The sequence below is a fragment of the Pseudobacteroides cellulosolvens ATCC 35603 = DSM 2933 genome, assembly GCF_001262605.1.
In the GTDB taxonomy this organism is placed as follows: domain Bacteria; phylum Bacillota; class Clostridia; order Acetivibrionales; family DSM-2933; genus Pseudobacteroides; species Pseudobacteroides cellulosolvens.
The window spans coordinates 2,351,413-2,376,386 of sequence record NZ_LGTC01000001.1 but is presented as its reverse complement, the minus strand read 5'-3'; the positions used below and the strand labels follow the sequence as shown (position 1 = coordinate 2,376,386).

The 24,974-nt window shown below is 34.5% G+C and carries 2 protein-coding genes (1 of these 2 running past the window's edge); both read left to right on the top strand.

Annotation, left to right across the window (positions count from 1 at the left end):
* Positions 1–112: 112 nt before the first annotated feature.
* Entirely contained in the window at positions 113–2,269 is a 2,157-nt protein-coding gene (locus tag Bccel_RS09480; protein WP_036946808.1) for a hypothetical protein, read from the top strand.
* 484 nt (positions 2,270–2,753) lie between these two features.
* On the top strand, positions 2,754–24,974 hold the 5' portion of the coding sequence (locus tag Bccel_RS09475; RefSeq protein WP_050753324.1) for a fibronectin type III domain-containing protein. It continues 12,468 nt past the right edge of the window; the window shows 22,221 of its 34,689 coding nt (coding positions 1–22,221); the start codon lies at positions 2,754–2,756; the stop codon falls past the right edge of the window.

Genomic DNA, 24,974 nt, shown 5'->3' with positions numbered 1-24,974 from the left:
ATTTTGATGTTTATAATTAATAATATATGGGGTAATTGACATGAAATGTATGTATGTGGTATATTTGTGAAAATGAATAAACATCAAAATTAGAATTAAAAGGAGCATCTAAATGAATAGGAAACCTAAATTATTGCTAATTTATTTATTATTATTTTTATTTAATCAGTCGTTTATTTCTAGCAACAGTGTATTTGCATATGTTGATGATCATGGAAACGATACCAGCACAGCAACACTAATACAAATTGGTCAAGAAATAGAAGGTATGATCGATGCTGCAGGAGATGTAGATTATTTTAAATTCATACCTAGCTTATCAGGTTATTACAGTATCGAAAGTACTGGTAGTACGAATGTTGTAGGAGGTTTATTCAATGATATAAACAATAATATAAAAAGCGATAATGACTCAGGATATGGAAGTAATTTTTATATGGCTTGTTATTTAGAGTCAAATAAATGTTATTATGTAAGAGCTTCCAATTATAGTTATAGCGGAACAGGAGCATACGGAATTAAATTAACACAATTACCTGATGATTACAGGAATGAGCCTAATTTAGGAGGAGTGGTTCCTGTAGATAATGAGACAAGTGGGAATTTGGATTATCCGTGCGATATTGATTGCTTCAAGTTTACCACTATAAATGCAGGGCCATATATAATAGAAAGTACAGGTCTAATTGACTTATATGGTAGTCTAACCAATGTGAGCGGAAGTTCTGTTCCTACTTATTATGCTAATGATATAAGCAGTATTGACAAAAACTTTAGAATAAAAGTTACCTTAGCTGCAAATACAATTTACAATGTTTATGTTAGACATAATAGTGTTGATAAAGATGCAACAGGTATTGGAGCATATACTTTAAAAGTTATTACTGGAGTTGATGATCACGGAAATAACTCAGCTTTGTCCACCAACCTGATTTTAAATCAAGAGATACCAGGAAACATTGAAACTGGAGGAGATATTGATTATTTTAAGTTTGTGCCAGGCACTTCAGGCTATTATGCATTTGAGAGTTCAGGAAGCACAGATGTGGAGGGGCGGCTATATGACAGTCTAAACTCATTAATAGCGAGCGATAGTAGTTATGGTATTGGTAATAACTTCGATATAGTAAAGTATTTGGAATCTAATAAAACTTATTATTTGAGAGTTATACACTATTTAAGCTCAGGTATTGGTGTATATGGTATAAAAGTAACATCCCTAATGGATGACTATAGAAATGAATTTGAAAATGCTAGTTCTGTTGTTATTGGCAGTCAAACAAATGGAGAAATAAATTATGTAGGCGATTTTGATATATTTAAATTTACTACACAGGTTACAGGACCTTACATAATACAAAGCTCAGGAACAACAAATTTGACAGGTAGCATTACTAATACAGTAGGAAGTTCTATATCTGCGTATATACAAAATGATATAAACAGCACAGATAAAAATTTTAAAATAGCTGTTACGTTAGAAGCAAACAAGACATATTATGTACAGGTAAGACACAATAATGGAGGAGATAGAGATAATCCGGGAACTGGCAGATATTCTTTATCAGTTAGTAATGGATCAGATGACCATGGAAATAGCATTATGTCAGCTACCTATTTTGAAATTGGTCAAGATACGCAAGGAAACATTGAAACAGGAGGGGACATTGATTATTTTAAGTTTGTACCAAATGCTTCAGGCTATTACGGATTTGAGAGTACTGGAAGTACAAATGTCGATGGCTGGTTGTATGACTACCTGAATACTGTAATAGCAAGTGATAGCAGTTATGGTATAGGTAATAACTTTAGCATAATAAAGTATTTAGAAGCAAACAAAACATATTATTTAAGAGTAGCTCATAGTTTAAGCTCGGGTATCGGTACATATGTTATAAAAGTAACATCCCTTGCAGATGACTATAGAAATGAATTTGAGAATGCTAGTTCTGTAGTTATTGGTAGTCAAGCAAATGGAGAAATAAATTATACAGGTGACATTGATGTCTTAAGATTTACAACACAATCATCAGGGACCTATGTTATTCAGAGCTCAGGTACAACAGATTTGATTGGGACCCTTACAAACGCTGCGGGAAGTTCTGTTTCTGCCACAATACAAAATAACATAAGTAGCACAGATAAAAACTTTAGAATTACAGCAACTTTAGAAGCAAATAAGACCTACTGTGTGTTGGTAAGGCACAATAATGGGGGAGATAAAGATGCTCCTGGAACAGGAGTGTATTCTTTAACAGTAATGTTTTAACTTAAACATTTAAACATGTAATTTTATTAACAAATAAAAAACACTTTAGACCTTATTACAATTGTGAAATGGTCCGTATTTCGATCATTTTGCAAATGTTTATACAAGTTCTAGAGTGTTTTTTTTACTGTTGGTTTAATGTGAAATGCTGTAGGATATTGAAATAAGTATATAAATTGTTAAATTATTTATAAGAAATATAAATAATTTATTAAAAAACTTAAACATAATTGACTAGCTGTGGATAATGATGATATGCTAATACATAATGAGGAGGAATATATTGACATATCCTGACGAAATATTAAAAAAAGTATAGATCCATACAAGAAATTAATAAATATAGTCGTAAAAAGAACTATTAATTTGTAAAGTTAAAAATGGTTAGAGTAAATTTATTATTCTTTATCTAAATCAATTTTGATTTTAAATATAGATTTTTATAAGAAGTTTATTACATTAAATTATTTAAAGGGGAATTAATATGAACAGATCAGTCAAAGCATTATTTAGTTATGTTTTAATGTTGTTATTTTTGTTTAACCAATTTTTTCCTTCTTATGCGGCTGCTTTTGCAAATGGAACCCTTTCTGTTTCAAGCAATCTTAAGGAAGTAGTAAATAGCCCACTGGCAACTCAAAGTGTAATTGAAGATGTTTATAACACATCTCCCAATGTAACTCCAACTTCAAAACTAACCTCAACTCCAGCATCTAAGCCAACCACAACTGGTGTGGTCACAGTGGTACCTACTTCAGCAAAGGTTCTTAATGCAGGGATATCGGCGTACGCTGCTGCAGTGACAGAATCAGCTACATCTACTAATACGCCTACGGCAGTACTTCCGACACCAACCCCAACCCCAACTCCTACTCGTACAATGATAAACCCTACTCAGGCAGGGGGAGATGATCACGCAAATGATATAAGTACTGCTACCTTACTTCAAATTGGACAGGAAAGATCAGGCAGTATTGAGAAAGCCGGAGATGTTGATTATTTTAAGTTTGTTCCTGGTACCTCAGGTTATTATTGCATAGAAAGTACTGGTACCACAAATGTTAGTGGATTTTTATACAGTGAGTTTAATACTGAAATAAAAAATGATGGAGATACAGGAACTGGTTACAACTTTTATATGGTCTGCTATTTAGATGTAAATAAGACATATTATTTAAAAGTTTCGCACAACAGTTCAAATGCTACAGGAGCGTATGGAGTAAAAGTGACCGAATTAGCTGATGATTATAGAAATGAATTTGATTCAGCGAAATTAATAAATGTCGATAGTGAGACTAGCGGGGTTTTAAACTACCCTTGTGATATAGACTACTTCAGATTTACCACTTCCAAAGAAGGTCCTTACATAATTGAAAGTACAGGAGCAAATGATTTATATGGTAATTTGACCAATACTAGCGGAAATGCATTAACAACTAATCATACTTCAGATATAAGTACTACTGACAAGAATTTCAGAATGAAGGTTACTTTAGCAGCAAATACTTCCTATCTTGTATATGTAAGGCACAATAGCACTGACAAAGATAGCTCATTAACAGGTGCTTATACATTAAAGGTAATGTCAGGAATAGATGATCACGGAAATAGCTCCTCAACTACAACCTCAAACCTATTGCAAGGTCAAGAGTTTAACGGTAATATTGAAACGGCTCAAGATCAGGATTATTTTAAATTTGTACCAACAACAACCGGATATTATGGTTTTGAAAGTACAGGAACCACAAATGTGCAAGGTATATTATATAACGATCAGAATGTACAATTAGGTAATAATAGTAACTATAGTATAGGAAGTAACTTTTATATAATAAGTTATTTGACTTCTGGTAAAATCTATTACTTGAAGGTTACACATGAGTCATCCTCAAGTATTGGTGAATATGGGGTTAAAGTATCAGCACTTACAGATGATCATAGAAATGAATATGACTTTTCAACACCTATTACAATTGGGAGTGATATAAATGGCGAAATCAATTATACTGGAGATGTTGATATATTCAGGTTTACTCCCCAAGTTACTGGTCCTTATGAAATTATAAGTGCTGGAACTACAGATTTATATGCTTCTTTAACAAATTCAACAGGAACTTCTGGTGTTTCTACCAATACCAAACAAGATATAAGCAGTACAGATAAGAACTTTAAAATGATTGCAACACTTGAAGCAAATAAGACTTATTGCATAAACGTTCGTCATAATAACGGAGGTGATAAGGATAATCCTGGAACAGGGGCATACACAATAAAGGTTTCAATTGGTACAGATGATCATGGCAATAATATTGATTCAGCATCTATGCTCCAAGTTGGTGAAGAAATGGCAGGAAGCATAGAAACTGCTGGAGATATCGATTTCTTTAAATTTGTTCCTTCAACTTCAGGTTACTTTGCTTTTGAAAGTACTGGAACTACTGATGTTGATGGTATATTGTATAATGATCAGAATAACAGTATAAGTAGTGATGGTTATTATGGCATAGGAAATAACTTTCGTACTATTAGTTATTTGGAATCAGGGAAGAACTATTATCTTAGGATTGCACACAATACAAGTTCCAGTATAGGCTCATACGCAGTTAAAGTAACGGCACTCTTAGATGATCATAGGAATGAATATGAAAATGCTACTTTAACAAGCGTTGGAAGTGATATCAATGGTGAGATAAACTATACAGGTGATATTGATATTTATAAGTTTACTACTATAGCATCAGGTCCTTGCATAATTCAAAGCTCTGGAACAACTGACTTGGTAGGTACATTGACAAATGCAACAGGAACAAACATATCAGCTAACACTCAACAAAATATAAGTACTACAGATAAAAACTTTAAGATCATTGCTACTCTTGAGGCTAATAAAACCTATTGTGTTTTTATACGACATAATAATGGATCGGATATAGACAATCCAGGTACTGGGGTTTATTCCTTGAAAATAGCTGCAGGAACAGATGATCATGGTAATAGTTCGGATTCTGCAACTAGTATTGAAATTGGACAGGATGTTCAAGGAAATATTGAAACCGCAGGTGATGTAGATTATTTCATGTTTATACCATCGGTATCAGGATATTATGGTGCTGAGAGTACGGGTTCTACAGATGTAGATGGAGGGATATATAAGGATAAGAATGTTTCAATAGGAAGTGATGGTTATTATGGGGTTGGGAGTAATTTTCATGTAATAAGTTATTTAGAGGCAAATAAAACATATTATCTAAGAGTTTGGCATACCTCTGGCTCTGGTATTGGCTCATATGCAACTAAAATAACATTATTGACTGATGATCATAGGAATGAATATGAAAATGCTACTCTTGTTACAGTAGGAAGTGAAACCGATGGTGAAATAGACTATTCAGGAGATTGTGATATATTTAAGTTTAATGCACAGGATGCTGGTCCCTATGCGATTCAAAGTGCAGGATCTACAGATTTAATAGGTCGGCTAACAAATGCAACAGGAAATAGCGTTAATACATATACTCAGCAGAATATAAGTACCGCTGATAAAAACTTTAAGATGCTTGCAACTCTTGAAGCTGGAAAGACATACTGTGTATATGTATACCATAACAATGGAGGAGACAAGGATAATCCGGGTACTGGGGCATATTCTTTAAAGGTTATGACTGGGAAGGATGAGCATGGTAACAGTATTGGAAATGCAACAAGTATAAATATTGGACAAGATGTAGCCGGAAATATTGAAACAGCATCAGATGTAGATTACTTTAAGATTGTGCCCAATACTAGTGGGTACTATAGTTTTGAAAGTTCTGGGAGTACAGATGTAGACGGATGGCTGTATAATGATCAGAATAACAATATAGGTAGTGATGGTTATTATGGTATTGGTAGTAACTTCTATATAATAAGTTACCTTGAGGCAAACAAAACTTATTATTTAAGGGTCGCTCATAATTCTGGTTCAGGTATAGGTGAATATATTGTAAAAGTAACTGCTCTAAGTGATGAGCATAGAAATGAATATGAAAATGCAACTCAAATAGCATTGGGAAATTCAGCTGTTGGTGATATAAATTATATTGGAGATTGTGATATATTTAAATTTACTACACAATCTGCTGGTCCATATGTTATTCAAAGCTCTGGAACAACAGATTTGGTTGGATCATTGACAAATGCAACAGGAGGCGGAATATCTGCGAGCACACAGCAGAATATAAGTACTACTGATAAGAATTTCAAAATAGTTGCAACTCTTGAAGCTGGAAAGACATACTGCGTTTATGTGCGTCATAACAATGGAATAGATAAGGATAATCTGGGTACCGGAACATATTCTATAAAGGTTATGGCTGGAACAGACGATCATGGTAATACCAGTGCAACTGCAACTAGTATTAGTATTGGTGCGGATATTGACGGTAGCATAGAAGCAGCAGGTGATATTGATTATTTCACATTTGTGCCATCTACTAATGGTTATTATAGTATCGAAAGTTCAGGAACTACGGATGTTGATGGGTGGTTGTACAATAATCAGAATGGCCTTATAGCAAGTGATGGCTATTATGGAAGTAATAATAACTTCTATATAATAAGTTACCTTGAGTCAAATAAGATTTATTATGTTAGGGTTATCCACAATTCTTCCAATGGAGTAGGACCGTTCAAAGTAAGAGTATCTTCTTTAAATGATGATCACAGAAATGAATATGCAAATGCTTCACTTGTAAGTGTGGAAAGTGATGTAAATGCCGAAATAAACTACACTGGAGATAATGATGTATTCAAGTTTATACCTCAGGTGACCGGACCATATATTATCCAAAGCTCTGGAACAACAGATGTATCATGTTATTTAACAAATATTGCAGGTAATAGCGTATCCTGTTATTTGAGAAATGACATTAGCAACTTTGATAAAAACTTTTATATATTAGTAACTCTTGATGCAAACACTACTTATTGTTTAAATATACGCCACAATAATGGTATTGATAAAGATAATCCTGGGACTGGTACATATTCATATAAAATCATGCCAGGAACTGACGATCATGGGAATGCACCAGCAAGTGCAACCTTTATCCAAGTTGATCAGGAAGTAGCAGGAAATATTGAAACAGGAAGGGATATTGATTTCTTCAAATTTACACCTTCTAGGTCTGGATATTATGGCGTTGAGAGTACAGGAAGCTCTAATGTTGATGGCTGGTTGTATGATGATAAAAATACGCTTTTGGCTAGTGATAACTATTCTGGTAAGTCAAATAACTTGTATATGATTAAGTATTTAAATACAAGTAAGGACTATTATATAAAATTATCGAATAACAGTGAATCATCAATTGGCACCTATAGTGTAAAAGTAACAGAATTAACTGATGATTACATGAACGAAAGAACTGTATCATCAGCAGTATATGATAATGTATATTATTCTGGAGAAATCAATTATACTTGTGATATTGATGTGTTTAAATTTATTCCTTCGGTGACTGGGCCTTATTTTATAAGGACCATAGGAACAACTGATACATATGGTTATTTGGAAAATAGCAGTGGTAGCAGCTTAGGTAGTAGTAGCAATTACGCTGACGGAGACTTAAATTTTGGAATAAGCTACAGACTTACAGCAAACCAAGCCTACTATATAAATGTAAGGCATCAGAATAGCAGTGATCTTGATTCTGAAGGAGTTGGGAAATATACTCTATATATTTCACCGGTGGTTGATGATTATGGAGATTCTTTTGCTAATGCCACACTTATATCTGCTGGAAGGGAGCTACCAGGTTCAATAGATTTCTGGGGAGATAACGATTATATAAAGTTTACTGTTACAGACCCAGGAACATATACCTTTGAAAGTGACGGAACAACTAATGTTGAGGGGTTCTTATATGATCAGGCTCAGCAGCAGAAGGCATATGATTATAACAGTGGAGGTAACAATAATTTTAAATTTACATACAGCCTCAGTGCAAATACTGTTTACTACCTGAGAGTATATCATAGTAGCAGCAGTGTCATAGGGAATTATAGATTTAGAATTTACAAAGATTCAGATGACTATTCAAATCAATTGGCAAGTGCTAATACGGTTCAGGCTAATTCTGATGTTACTGGTAAGATAAATTATACAGGTGATATTGACTGGGTCAAATTTACAGTGCCTTCCGAAGGTTTGTATACAATCTCCAGCAATGGTGCATTAAGTCTTTATGGAGAGTTGTATGACAGTGCAGGAAATTTGATAGGGTTTAACAGTAGCAATGAAAACTCTAACCTTTCTATTATTCAGACATTAAAGACTAATAGATATTATTATTTAAAGATCAGGCATAATGACTTTGAAAACGGATCGGGAGCCTATACTTTTAAGGTATCATTATCAGGGAATATAACTGATGATCATGGTAATGCCTTTTCAACCGCAACAGACATCTTAACTGGCGTATTAAAAGATGGAGAAATTAATTATCCTGAGGATACAGACTTCTTTAAGTTTACAACTGATCAGGGAGCGGGTATTTATCTCATACAGACTACAGGATCTACCAATACATTTGGAGCTATTTATAATGAAAGCTTTATAAGAATTGGTTCTAATGATAATTCAGGATTGGGAGATAATTTTTACACAACACCTTATTTGGATGCAAATAAAACATATTATATAGAAGTAAAAAGTTATAATAATGCTGCTACTGGAAAGTATCAATTGGATTTAAGGAAAGCCCAGGACGATTTTGGTAATACTTACGACTTGGCAGGAGAATTACTTATAGATTCTTCTGTATCTGGGAAAATCGATTATTTATGCGACACTGATTTGTTTAAATTTAAGCCAACTACAACTGGTCACTATTTATTTGATTATTCTGGAAATGTAAACCTTATTGCATCATTATACGATTATCAAAAGAATTTAATATATTCTGGTTCTGTAAATAGCATTCATGTAACTTTAACACAAAATCAGTACTACTATCTGAAGCTGGCTGTAAATAGTATTGAAGATTGTGATTTTTCAGCAGTTGGCACATATAATTTGTCAATTCACAAAGGTGTAGATGATGTCGGCAATGATTTTACAGTTGCTAAGAATATAATAATAGGAAATGAGTATATTCAAGCAATTGAAAGCATGGGGGATGTAGATGTCTACAGTTTTATTCCAGATGCTACATCCGATTATTATATAAAGAGTACAGGAAATCTAGACACTGTTGGATTTTTATATGACTATGGTAAAGTATTTAAAACCTCAAATGATAATGGAACTGATGGACATAATTTTAACATTCCATATAGATTGGAAGCAGGCAAGACTTATTATCTTTTTGTTAAACACATACAAAGCACTGGTACAGGCAGTTATGGGGTATTGATTTATGCAGATAAACAACCACCTGAAATAAAAAGATTCATTCCTGATAACTACAGTAGAATCAATAAAGACATAAAGCTTAGTGTAGTTGTTACTGATGATATTAAAGTAGCTTCTATTGAGTTTTATTATTATAGTTCTGATAAGTGGAATTATATAGGAAGTAGTTCGACTGGAACAATAACATGGAGTACTAAGGGTTTGGCAGCAGATGGAAACTATCAGGTTAAGGTGACTGCAAAGGATACTTCAAATAACCAATCTGAAGCTTTGGTAAACTATACCATAGATAATACTGCACCACCAGTGCCTCAGTTATCTGCAAACTCTTCTGAGCTTAAGGTAAATCTTGTTATAAATCAAATAACACAAGTTCAAGACTTTTATCAATATAAGATTTACAGAAGCAGTGATGGTATTAATTATAGCTATATCTATGGAACAGACGCTAATGTTTATGCAGATTACTATGCACCGACAGACAAGGAGAGCTATTATTACATAACTACTCTAGACAACCTTGGAAATGAAAGTATCAAGTCAAACATTGTAACTGTTAGACCGGGGCTAGATATTACAGCACCTGTTATAGACAAGTTTAATCCTGTTGATGGCGGTGTTATTAGGGGTACGTCACAGCTATTATTCCATGCAAAGGACAATGTTGCTATTAAGGAATATACTGTTCAATATAGAATGCTAGATGATTTGAATAAACCTATTGGTGAAGGAAATTGGCTTAAAATTTCTTCTATTACAAATTCTACAGGAGATGTTACTTTCACATGGAAAACAACAGAGCTTAAAACAGATAATACTCGCGTTTATCCTGATGGTAATTATGAAGTGAAGGTTACTGCTTCAGATAATTCAGGAAATGTTGGAGAAAAAGTACATCTATATACAATTGCCAATAATCCGCCAAAAGCTCCCTCGGGATTAAGAGTTGATGCTGATGAATGGAAATTGATATTAAGCTGGAATCCAGTAGAAAGAGCTGATTTCGATCACTATACCATTCAAAGAAAAGAAGGAAAGAGCGGAACATGGACTACTGTTTTAGCTAAGACATCAGCAAACATGTATATAGATTCAATGGTGGATCCACAGAAAGAATATTATTACAGACTGGCTTGTGTTAATGATCTTGGACTTGTAAGTGATTATACTAAAGATTATTCATCTGATAATCCTATTTCTGAAACTCTTAAGTATAAATCCCTACAAGAAACATCCAGCCCAAATATTATTGCAATGAAACCTGGTGAATTATCCAAAACAAATGGTCAATTAAATCTACAGACACTTGTTGGTGATGAAGTTGGCGTAACACTTCAATATGAATATGCTTACCTTGGTGTAGACCCAGATAGTATACTAACAGGTAGCGAAACATGGAACCTGATTGGAAATGATTTGAATCCAGTTTTTAAAGGGGATAATTACGACGAAATAATTGATCAAATGATAGACGGTAAAACGCCTGTTAATACCAATTGGAGTCAAGAAGGTTTTCTATCCAGCTTCACTTGGAATGCATCAGCATTGGTTAGCGGTACATATGCAGTAAGGGTAACAGCTATAAATAAAGGTAATATAAAAAACCAATTAGTTAAAAGATATATTCTAGATAAGTTTGCACCAAATGCTCCTCTTTCTCTTACGGCTACTGATACTAAATGTGGTGGAGAGATTATTTTAAATTGGGTAAAAAGCATTTCGGATGATGTAGATGAATATGAAATCTATGTGTCAGACAAAAATGATACTGGATATGTTAAGGTGGGAACAACTAGTGGACTATCATATAAAGTTAGTGGCCTTACCAATGAAAAGACATATTACTTCATAGTTAAAGCAGTTGATATTGCTGGGAATATAAGCGAACAATGCACTTTAGCTTCAAAAGCTCCAACATGGATAAGTGATTTATCATTATCAAGTATAAAGTTAACTCCTGAGATACCTACATATAGTCATGGTCTTACAATTACTGCAACAGTTAATAATATTAATGTAGGTAAGGCATCTGGTACGGTTGATTTCTTTATGGAACAGGGTGGAAGTTTCAAAAGCATAGGAACAGCAAATATTCAGGTTACTGGATTGGGAAGCTCTAATGCTGCTATTTCTTGGATACCTCCATTAGATATACCCAATAATTTGAATTTGAAGGTTGTTGTACGGACTACAGATCAATCGAAAGAAGATACTACAGCAAATAATGAAAAGTACATAGTAAGTGTAATAAATAAAGCACCAACAGCTATAATAAGCACAACGAATACTATAATACCGTCAGGAGATACTTTTATATTAAGTGGAAAGGCGTCAGGGGATTCGGACGGAAATATAGCAGCTTATCAATGGGATTTAGGTGATGGAACTAAAAAAGAGGGAGCAGAAATAACTCATATTTTCCAGACACCAGGTAATTATAGTATATCATTAAAAACAATCGATAACAGCAAAGCGGAGACAAAGGCATCAGTAACTGTAAATGTATATGATAACAGACCGGATCTAATCGTAAGCGATATAGTTTGGTCTCCTGAAAATCCAACAGAGAAGGATGCTGTAAATATAAAAGCTTTAGTTAAAAATACAGGTAAAGGAAACAGCAGTTTAGGATTTTTAGTTGGCTTCTATATTGATAACAAATATGTAGGCTATACTAGAGTTGCAGACAGCATACCGGTAGGTGGGATTAAAGAAGTAACCTTCACATGGGTAGCAACGCCAGGCATACACATAGTTAAAGCTGTAGCAAATGACTTGCTTGATAATCTAAAAGAAATAAATAAAACAAATAATAGCCTGACAAAAGCTATGACAACTCTGCAGGTTAATTTCCCAGATGTTAAAGTTGAAGGGATCACGATTGACCCTGTGAATACAGTTCAATTAAAAAGTGAAGATCCATTTAAATACTCTGCATTAATTAAGAATAACGGAAATGCAAATGCGGAAATGTTTTTTGTTTCCTTATATGTAGATGGAAAATGGATTGCAAAACAGAATATTAGTTTACTAGCTCCAGGAGCCAGCCAGACCGTGACATTTATTGCTAAACCTATGTCTGGGAGTCACCTGATTTCGGTTAAGGCTGATGATCCTGTGCCAACATTAATTGAAAAGAACAGGGATGATAACCAATTATCTATTACAACTCCTGCATTTAATGTTATATATCCCGAATTGGAAATTACAGGCCTTGATTGGCTGCCAAAGGAAACAACCCTTGCTGAGGGAATGTCATTTATGTTTACATCAAAGGTAAGGAATAAGGGTAATGTAGGTATAACACATCCTTTTAAGGTAGAATACCTGGTGGATAACAGCGTTATTAAGACAATTACAATAGATAAATTGTCAATTGGAGAAGAGTTTGAAGTTAGAGCAAGGTGGCAGGTTCAGCCAGGTAAGCATAATGTTAAAGTTATAACTGATAGAGAACGATCTGTAACTGATAGTATTTATGATGTTTTCGTAGAAAAGGAAACCGACAGTATTAAGGTTATCTATCCTGAATTAAAGGTATCTAATGTAACATTATCAAAGGTAGATATGAAATTTGGTGATGATGTTGTATTTGATGTGGCTGTAAGTAATTCAAGTGTTGCATCAATATTTAAGAGCTTTAATGTTGTATTACTTATGGATGATAAGCAAGTAGCAAGTAAAACCCTTGAAGGTTTAAGAGGTAACAGTACTGTTCATCTTCCAATTTCATATAAAGTTAATGGTGTAGGACAACGGACATTCAAGATAGTTATCGATCCTAAAAATGAAATAAAAGACGAAGCTCTGGATTTAACAAATCGTGTATGGTCTAATAAATTTACCATTGCAGATACATTAATAGCAGATTTCCATCCTTCGAAAGAAGATCAGGATGATACAACTTTGGCGGTAATGTTTTCTAGTACAAAAGGTTATATTCCTGTAAGTGCTGCTGTTAAGAAAGCAAGCAGCACCAAGCTTTTAGGACCCGAAAGCGATATTACTGCATCCTATGAGATATCTAAGGGTGAAGCATCCATAGTAAAAGGTGCGATCGGCTTTAATAGGGCCTCTGGAACTTTTAGTGGTCAGATACCAATAAATACCATTGGTACAGGAAATTATATTTTGAAATTATCTGCAGGTGATAAATATCAGACAGTTTCAGAAACTTGTAATATTTGTATAGTTCAGGATATAAACGCTAATGTTGATACCGATAGGGAGATATATCAGCTTTGGAACAAGGTCGTAATAACGGGTGATTTCAGATTAAAAGATGTCAATAATACTCCATTTGCTAGATCCAGTATACTTTTAGATTTACAACTTGAACCTGAAACAGGCGACCCTCTTAAGCCATGGAAGGAAGAAATTCTTGTCCCATTAAAAACAGATGCTAATGGACACTTCCAATATGAGTTTACACCTGGAATGGGTCAAGCGGGGTTATGGCATGTTAATGTGAGCCCGTACAAGAGTCTTTTTGGAAGCATGGCAAAAACCGATTTTAACGTTCTTGGTCTTGCAGCTACTCCATCAAGTATTAATTTAACTGCATCTAAAAACTCAATATTCTCAAAAGTTATTACAGTGAAAAATGCCGCAGACAGTGGTGATAACATATTAACAGGCATTAGTGCGATAATTGTGCCATTAAATCAAAATACAAAAGTTAAAGCTGTTATTGATTCATCAACACTTAAATCAACTTTAGGACCAGGTCAGTCATCTACAGTTGTTGTAAACTTCAGTGCACCACTAGATGCTGAAGATACAGCAGAGTTTGATGTGAAATTTAGCAGTTCAGGCAAGGTTGCTAATGCAGTTTCACATATCAAGCTTAATTTAAGACCAGCAATTCCACAGCCAGTTACAGATCCTAAATTTGTAAAGGTAGGAATTAATCCTGGGAACAGTATGACAAAACTAATTACATTGACAAATAAAGGCCTTGGGACTATGTCCGATATTAGGTTGGAAGGTCTTTCCAGGATAAACTGGATCAAGGCAATAAACCTTGGAAAAGATAAGCTTGTTCCCGGAGAATCTACAACCTTTGAGTTAGAATTAGCTCCACTAGAAGGTACTCCATTAGGACAATATCAGGATGAACTACGAATTACAGACGGTAAATACAGTACAATCCTAACAGTAGGTGCGGAAGTATGTTCCAGCAACACAGGTTCTATTTCATTCCTGGTAATGGATAACGCAGGTGCCAAGGTAAGAGATGCAGAAGTAACTATAATAGGTAAGTTACCACTTGTTCAACAAAAGGGAGACGAGACAATAACTTACTACAGCAACTTTATTGGAAAAACCAATAATGAAGGTGTAGTTGCTTTTAGTGATAAACCTTTGGGAGAATATACATATTATGTAAGTGCTAGCGGTCGGAGGAGTATTACAGGCACTACGAATGTAATGCCAAACACAGATGCTGCAGTTGTAAATATTACTTTGACAAGTGAACCAATAAATATTCAATGGATAGTTAAACCTACTACAATAGTGGACAAATATGATATTACAATGGAACTTACTTTTGTACCAAACATTCCCGACCCTGAAATATGTTCTGTTATACCATGGGTAACAATACCAAAGCAGGTTACAGGACCTATGTACGCGGAAGCAACTATTGTAAATACTGGACTAATAAATATTACTGATGTTGTTGCAAGCATAACAAGAGAAAACGCTACAGACACAGGTATAAGCATTGTAGGTGGAGGATATATAGGAGAATTGCCTGCTCATGGCACTGCTAAGGTTAAACTTTTGATCCAACCAGGAGCATATAATCTAAAACCAGGTGTTAAGCCTGGCACTAAGATCCCACTAAATGGATTAATACTTCATGGAAATTTTGTTAAATATGATGATGATACTGGATTACCAATGGATCCACCAGCAGAAGTAACAGGTGTAATTCCTTTTTATAATCCAAGTGATACTGTTGTTAAGACGACTGTAAAATTGCCAAATGGTAGTGAAGTAAAAGAAGACATTAGCATGCCCGAGGGAGACGGCGATTTATCTGGCGAGATGGATCTTTTTGGAGGCGGTGGAGGAATACCTAAGAGTAATGCAGGATCTAATGAAGTAATTACTCTGAAATTAAACCAAACTGCCTCATTAGAAAGACAAGCTTTTGATGCTACCCTCAAGGTAAGTAATGGTTATATGGCACAATCCCTTCAAAACATGTCTGTCAGGGTAGTTGTAACTGACGAGGACGGTAAGGATGTAACAAATAAAAACTATCTTGTCCCTATTGAGTTAAGCGGTATGAGCTCTACTGATGGCAGCAGTTCACTTGCTTCTGGTAAGAGTATGACTGCAAAATGGCAAATAATACCTGGCGATGGATTAGGTGGTACAGATAAAGCAGGAAAAACCTACTATGCAAAAGCTGTAATATCCTACTTCCTAAATGGTGTTTACATTGAGACTCAGACAAAGGGAGAGCCAATACAGATTTTACCACAGCCTAAAATTAAGCTAAGTTACTACATTCCTGGGAAGATTAAAGCAAATCAACCTTTCAGACTTGGAGTAATTGCAGAAAATATTGGTGATGGTACTGCAAATAATCTTACAATTGAATCAGGTCAGCTTAATGTGTCTGCAACACAATCTGAATTGGTTAAGGGGTTTGAAATAGTTGGTACTTCCTTTGGGAGTAAAAAGGATAATACCTTTAAATTGACATTGGGTAATATAGAACCACATAGTAAGGTCTCAGGATACTGGATTGTTAAATGGGTTATGAATGAGGAACGTGAAGATGAAGAGCCTTTAGAAGGTAAATTTATTGATTTTAAAGCAACCCTTAATCATCAGGACTATAAAGGTGTGAAACTTAATCCATTAATCATTGAAGTCACAACTGAAATTATCGGAAAGGATAACGTTGTAAATACATATGAAGGTGTCACTGACGAGAACAGTATGGCATTAATTGATGCCAAGGAGAATGGTATTCCAAGTTATCTGCTGAACTTAAAAACCGGAATGAGGCTTCCGATTTATGTACCAAAGGATTTACATGTAATTAAACAGCCAGACGAAATAAGTCCAATATTAAAGCTTGATGTGCCGACTCCGGAAGAAGATCCTTCGAGTGAAGGGGCTCCACGTTATCAGGTTCTGATGCTTAAAGATCCTAATTCACTTTGGAGTATCCATTCTGTTACCAGATCGGTATATGGACAGTCAGATGCTGCCTTAAGCGGATACAACAGTTGGAAGAGTTATGGGAATATATATATAATTGATGAAATACCAGTTATTGGTGGAAAGTATGTAAAAGCTACATACAGTGTTGATTTTACATCAGGTGCTGAGCTAAGTGACTTAGGTTACTCACAAATTGCTTATCAATGGCAGCCTGAAGGAGATCCTAAAAAGTATGATGTTTATTACGATATTGGACATTACCCTGATGAATTGAAGGATGGCTATGTTCTTAGCGACTCAAATACAACAAAGTTAAGGGTAAAAGTAATAAATACAGGAATGGTTAGAGAAAGCGGCAAAGTGGAATTCTTTGCTTTAAGAAATGGTGGTTTGACTGAAGAAAGAATAGGTGAAACTGCTTTTGCAAATATTGATCCTCTTTGTTCAAAGTTTGTTTATAAAGAATGGACACCCAAACTAGGCGGTACCTATAAGATAATTGCAAAGATAAGCGGAAGTGATGGAAAGAACTCCAGACTTGAGGCACCTCTAAAGGTCAATTATATTCCAGAAGCTGATGCAGGGCCATCTTTCAAGGTTGATGTGATGAAGCCTGCTCATTTTGATGGCTCTAAGTCATATGACAGGGATGGATATATACAGAATCTAATATGGGAATTTGGAGATGGAGAGTCGGGTCATGGTGTAACACCTAACCATATTTACAAAGATTCGGGAACATACCAGGTTAAGTTAACTGCTATAGATAGCAATAATTCAACTTCTAGTGATACAGTGGTTATCGAAGTCAGGGAAACAAGGCCTGACCTAGTAATTAGCGGATTAAAATTAAGCAAAGAGAATCCATTACCTGGTGAAAAGATAACTGTTACTGCTTCTGTATACAACCAAAAGGATGCTTCGACGAAGAACCCATTTTTGGTATGCTTCTATGTTGATGAAAAGTATCAGAACTTTATTAGAGTTACAGATTATATTACTCCCCATACATCAAAAAATGTAACTTTTGAATGGGTTTGTCAGAGCGGAGGCCATACACTTACAGTTGCTGCAAATGATATGGGACATTCTGTAGACGAGGCTGATTTTGATAACAATAGCAAGAGTATGATTTTGGGAATTGGCGAAACAAACTTCCCGAATTTTGTAACAACTGATGTTCGACTAGATTGTACAGGCAGATATATGGGCTGGAACCAATCAGTTAATGTTAAAGCTAACATAAAAAATAATGGTACAAAATCAGCTGACAATTTTAGTGTTGCACTATATGCTGATGGAGAGTTTATTGAATCAAAAGAAGTAGCTAATCTTTTAGTTGGTAATTCAACAGAGGTATATTTTGATTGGAAAGTAAAAGGTAAAGGTGTTCATAAGATTAAAGTTGTCGCGGATGGGCCTTTATCCCATATAGCTGAGACTAATGAAGAAGATAATGCATGTGAGGTTTCAACAGGAGATTTAAATATTTTATATCCAGACATTGCAGTAGAATCAATAAAAGTGCCTTCTGATATGAACCTTATTGCATCAGGACAACCAATTGTGTTAAGTGCTACAATTGTAAATAACGGCTATGCGGATATTAATAAGGAGTTTAAGATAAGCTTTTATGCAGACGACCGCTATATAGGCTGTGGAAAAATAAAAACATTAGAAAAGGCTAATAGAGCCAATGTATCGGTATCTTGGGACAAACCAATAGAAGGTATACAAAAAATTAAGGTTGTAGCTGATGAAGGATGTGATATTCCTGAAGTATCAGGGCCGGATAAGGAACTTAAAGAATACGCGTTTATGCTTGAAAACTCAGAAAGTCAGATTATTCAAGATGGAAATGCAGCAAGTATGTCCATAAACGGTGAAGATAATAATACCAGTGAATATTTGTTAAATCAGACTCTTAAAGTATGTTTACCAGATATAGAGGTAGTAAGCATAGAAAATAGTTCGGATAATGAGGTTCCATCTTTTGGAGATGTGATTACTTCAAAAATAACAATTAAAAATATCGGGGATGCAGCTGTAAATAAACCATTCGAAAATAGCTTGTATGTTAATGACAAGCTGGCAGGTAAATTTGAGGTTAAGGGAGGAATGGCACCTGGTCAGGTAATAACTGAAAGTATTGTTTGGAATGCAAATTATACACCTACAAATATATACCACCAGACAGTTTATGCTGACTCTAAAAATGCGTTATATTTAAGAGATCGCAGTCATTCAAAGTTGCAATCTGACTTTAAAGTAAAAGCAGAATTGAATTTGACTCCAGAGATTAAACCTGTTTATACTTTAAAAGAAGCAATGAATTTAGGATTAAAGATTAATTCTACAGATGCTCCATGGATGCAGCTTGAGCCTAAAGATAGTGTTACAGCAGCAGTTTATATCTACAACGGTAATGTAGATGATCAAGGCATGCCAGTTGGAAATTCTGTATGCATAAAGCAGATGAGCTATACTTTGGAAGATGGAAAGTACACAATAAAAGGTGTAACACCAGAAAATCTCAATTTACCAAAAGGAAGTTTCACGGTATTCTTTAAAGCTGAACAGTTAAGTGTAAGCAAGTCTGTTTATAAACAATTTACTGTAATTGATGATTATAAAATAAATGTAGCTTGCAGCAAACAAACTTATGATGTAGGTCAACCTATTATTATAACAGGCAAGGTAACAAAGGGTGATGGTGTAACACCAATTGAAAGTGCTGCTGTGAAGATTTCTATTGTAGGAGAAGAGGAATGGAAATTAGAAGCAAAAACTGGTACAAACGGTACATACACTGCTGAACTTAAATTACCGAGCTATTGTGGCGGTTCTTACAGTGTAACATCTACTGCAGTTGTCAATGGTGCAACAAAGAAGAGTGAATCTACTGTGTTTTATGTAGAAGGTGTGGTATTGTCTATTACCAAATCTGTATACTCAGTAGCTGGTAATGATTTAGAGCTTTCTGTAAATCTAATAAATGTAGGAACGATTGATGCTAATGATATTAATGTTTCAAAGCTACTTGGATCAAACACAGAGGGGTATACGGTAGAGTATGTAGGAACTGTACCAACTTTCTTGGCTGCAGGACAATCAGCAGACTTTAAAGTTAAGGTACACATTCCACAAAATGCATCATTTAATGGTAAGTATATCAGATTCAAGGTGGGAACTAAAGAAGGCTATTATTCAGAGTCAAGTATAAAAGTCAATATTAGTGAAGCTAAAGCTGAATATAGAATTAATGTTAATGGCCAATTTACAAGTGAAGAAGAAACAGGCCAAAGTAAAACTCAAATAATAACATCTGTAAGGCCTGGAGAAGAGGCTACACAATTTATCAATATAATGAATGCAGGAAATACACCAATAAAAGATATAAAGGTTAATCCACCATCAAAGCTACCTTGGGTTTATTTAACTCTGACTGGGACTGATTTGGTTGAGCCTATAAGCAAGGTAAAATCATTTAAAGCTTCAAATGCAAGGGCTACGATCTTTGTAAATATCATGCCTAATGAGTATGTTCGTCCTGGACAGTATGATGATTATATAAATATAACTTCAAATGCAGGAGAGTATAAAGTACCAATAAGTATAAATGTTGGATATTCTAAAGTAGGTACTGTGCTTATCCAGCTTGTAGATGAGGATTCAATTCCAGTTAAAGATGTAAAACTACAACTTATAGGGCCTATGGCAAATGAAGGTAATATTCCTGAAAAGTCTTCTGTCTATGAAGGATCTAAGCTTGAAAAATCAACTTTCAAATTTGAGAATATACCTCAAGGAGTATATACACTCCATGCAGAAGCAAACGGATTCAAACCGCTAGAAAAAAGTATAGATGTGCCAGCAGTAATTGATATGATTCCGCAAAAGCATATTATGGAAATGATGCCATTTATGCTTGATTGGAACATGGAAACAATCGAAGACGTAAAGGAGACTGATACAAATAAAGGGTTAGAACCCAACATAATAATGGATAACAGGCTTAATTTTGATTATAAAAATCCAAGCCTTGTTACAGATTTTCCTGGTTATGAGTTGTATTATTCAGATATGTTATTAAACACATTCCAATTTGTTTCAGTAAAAAATCCGTCAGTATTTGGTTCGGTTTATAATGTGCAGGCGGAGCTTATTAACATCGATACAAAGCTGCCTGAAACCGGAGTATATTTAAATATTGGACAGACTAAGGTAAATACAACTAAGTCAATAAACCTTGGAGATATTTCAAGCAATGAAGTAAAAGATTTCAAGATTAGGATTGATGATAAGAGTTTGTTTGATGATTTAGCGTTAGAGCCAACTGTAGATAAAGATGTGTACACATTTGCAGCACCAGAAGGAATGACAGAAGATAAGATTAATAGCTGGTTTACCAGTGCTAATACATATTCCAAGTCGGTTCAGATGGAAGTTTATGAGCCAAAAACAAAAGTTTATACCATTAAGATAATAGCTGGTTCAGACGGTACTGTAAAAATGCCGGATAACAGAATATCTAAGATTGGCAATAAGAGAACTTATTATGACATGGAATTAAGGATTAAAGGTGAGGTAGTTAACTGGCTTGGAGAGATGGAGGAAATAACTACTACAGTACCTGTTAGGATTCATTTTACACCGGTTAGTACCTTTGGAGATTATGGAAACCCTTATGATGAAATGAATACCAAAGTGCCATCTGCATTTGTACCTGCAAGATATTCAAAGGATGAACGAGAAATTTATCCTCGTATGGAGTTTAGTAATAACTTCATGACTAAGATTGGTACAAAAATTGACAATCAGATTGAAGAAACTGGTGAGGCTCTGGGAAGCTTCGACTTTAATCAGGATGCTATACTGGCTGATGAGGTTTCAAATGCAAGCTTCACATTGTATAATCCTTCTCCTATCGAAGAATTGGAAGATGCTGAGGTAGAATTAATTGTTACAGACATGGAGCTTGATAGTGAAGGAAGGTTACCTGAAGGTGGAAAAATATTAAATGACAAATTTAATATTTCAGGTTCGGGAACTGGAGGGGCTGTTGTATATGCTGATACCGTAGCACCGGGTGGTAAAGAAGTTATAAATTTTAAAATACAGAGAAAGCCACTTTCAGAGGATTATGAAGATACAGCCAGCAAAATGGACAAGACGTATGTTTATATAAAGTATAATTTTAATAAGGGCGGAAAAACATATTCAGGCTTTACAAAACCAAAGGGTGTTGAGATAGAGCCACCTGCAAAGATTTATCTAAGCTATGAGACTAAAAGGTTATCAGATAATATTTTTGAAATAACTGTAAAAGCTACTAATGCTGGATTAGGTAAGGCTAAGGGATTAAAATTGATGCCTCCTACAATAAGAAGCTCAGAAAGTATAAAGATACTTGCAGGGCAAGTTGAAAATGGTCCATGGATTTCAGATTTGTCATACCTAGAGTTTGGCGATATATTGCCTGGAGCTACGGTTTCTGGTAAATATAAGATTTACTCATCAAAAGCGGTGGATATAGGATTAAGCACAACTTTTGGAGTAATATCTGAAAGTTCATCTGGAAAAGTTGTACTGACGCCGCTTGCGTTTAATAAGGTTACTGATAGTAGTGATTTTAACAAAATAGAATCAGAACTTGGCAGACTTAAAAAGAACATGTCAAATCTTTTGGATAAGACACAAAATGATTTGGCAAGACCTTTTGCAGATGCACTTGAGTTTGCAAATGATTTGGATGATAATAGAAAATTATCAGCAATTCTTGATATTTTAAATGATGGTTTTGGTATCATGTTTAATAGCATTAGCCTTTACTTAAGTTTGAAAGATATTGCTGTATCTGCTACTAAGAGGATAGCTAGTGGTAAAGTTAATACTTCAAAAATTGCTCAAGGAATTGCAAATAATAGATCAGTTGGATTGCTATCTAAGTTCATTGACAAATTAAATAAATTTGCAGCTTGGGGACAGGTGATTTTTGGTACTTCGCAATTAATTAATGAATTTAACAACAGCTTTGAAGAATTGAATTATAGAATTAAGGAGTATCACGATGAAACGGCTAATAAGTTGAAAGCGAAAATAACTGATATACAAAAGTCAATACAAGATGATACTGCACTGATGAGATATTATGAACAAGGTATAAGTGATATAAATAAAGAAATAGCTTTAACGAGAGAATTAATAAATGAATACAAGGAGCAACTGAGAAATTATGATTATGATAGCAATTCAAGACCAGTAGGTAATGGCAGACCAGATGGCGGAACATTAACACTTGAAAAGCCAATGTATACAGCTACAGAAATCAATGAAAGAATCGCTTATAATGAGAGATTAATAACAAAATATCTACATGATCTGGAAGTAGGAGAAAGTAAGTTATCAGAGATAGAAACCAGTTTGAGAAATAGAATGGGACAAATTGACATTCTTTTAGATGAGTTATACATAACTATGGAAAACCAGAGAAAAGCCGAGGATGGTTTAATTAGGCCTCAGGAGGAAGTAGATAATTTTGAGGAGACAAAAAGAGCAGGGGCAAATTTTCTCGAAACAACAGCTAATATTATTACGGCTATTCAAAGTGTTATAGGTTTATATACTTGTGCAAAAGATATCACTAATATAGCAAACGAATATAAGAAAAACTGTAATAATATTGATGCTATGAAGAATGAGACTGAGTATAGTCTTACTCATCCTGAAACTGAAACACAGACTGAATTGGAGCAAACTAACAAAGAAGAGAAGAAAGAGGAGGAAGAAGAAAGAAAAGGCTTAAAGGAAGTTTCAATACTCTTCGAAGGTGATTCGCAAGATAAAGAAGAAAATTTAATGTACAAGATGTTTAGTGGTACTGGAATATTAAAGAGTGATATATTAAAGGTATCACATCATGGAAGCTCTACTTCCTCAACTCAGCCATTTTTAAATAGTGTAATGCCAAAAGAAGCACTACTGTCAACACCAGGAGATAAAGATTATCATAAGGCTCAACAAGCTGAAATCACCGGATATCCTGATGGAGAAAAGGATATTAAGGGGTTTGAAGGAGTAATAAACGAACTGGATAAAGTGACAAAGGAAGCAAATAAGCTGGCAGGTATTACAGAACCAGGATATGGTGTTTTGCTTGAGGACAAAGCAAAAAGTGCTGATTTGAAATATGGTGATCATATCTATGCAACATCGCTTAACGGGAAGATTGTAACAAAAATAATCGATGAATCTAATAATAAGACTGTTGCAAAAGTCACTATGTATGATGTTAAAGATGGTGATTGCATATTGATTGAAACGGATATAGATGAAATTAACAACACGAGCAAAAAAATGCTTATTGATGCAGGCTCTGGAACAAGCCAAACAATAGCACGAAAAAATATCAATAAATTATTCAAGGAAATAGAAAGTATAAATGAATTTGAGTATCTGGTAATCACTCACCCAGACTTAGACCACTATAACTACCTTAACACAAGACTGAATGTTAATGAACCTGGAGATAGAAAGTTAAAGGCAAAACATGTACTAATACCTAATGTCACGAATTTTGATAAGTATTCAAGTTCATATTCTAATTTGATTAATCATTTAAAAGACCCAAAAAGGATAGAAATAGGAGATGGGGAGCCTATAAAAATCCAATATGGTAAAGGGGTCTATGGTACTGAACCTTTTTACCTTGATAGCAACAGGGAATTATGTTTTAAAGTTCTTGGACCAATAGAAAATTATGATGAAAAAGGTAGTAAATCAGATGCTAGTAACAATTCGTCAATTGTTTTAAAGATGATCTATACTCCAAGAAAAAATAATAGTGTTCCAATGAATTTATCAATACCAATAGGGTTTGGAAGTTATGATACCATAAGTACGCCAGCTGTAGCAGGGCCGCTTGAAAGTTACACTGCAACAAGCATAATAGACGAAAAGCCTAGAAACCTTAAGATTGTTACTCAATATCAAGTAAAACAAGGTGATAATTGGGTTGATAGAGAGGATGTACAAAGAATACTATATTCCTGCAATGTTAACCTAAAAGAAGTAAGTAGTCTTATTGATAAAGAGCAAGACTCAAGAACTTCCCTTAAAAATTTA

Excerpts from the sequence above, each read along its gene's own strand:
- Bccel_RS09480 (WP_036946808.1), top strand. The coding sequence starts at position 113 with ATGAATAGGAAACCTAAATTATTGCTAATTTATTTATTATTATTTTTA.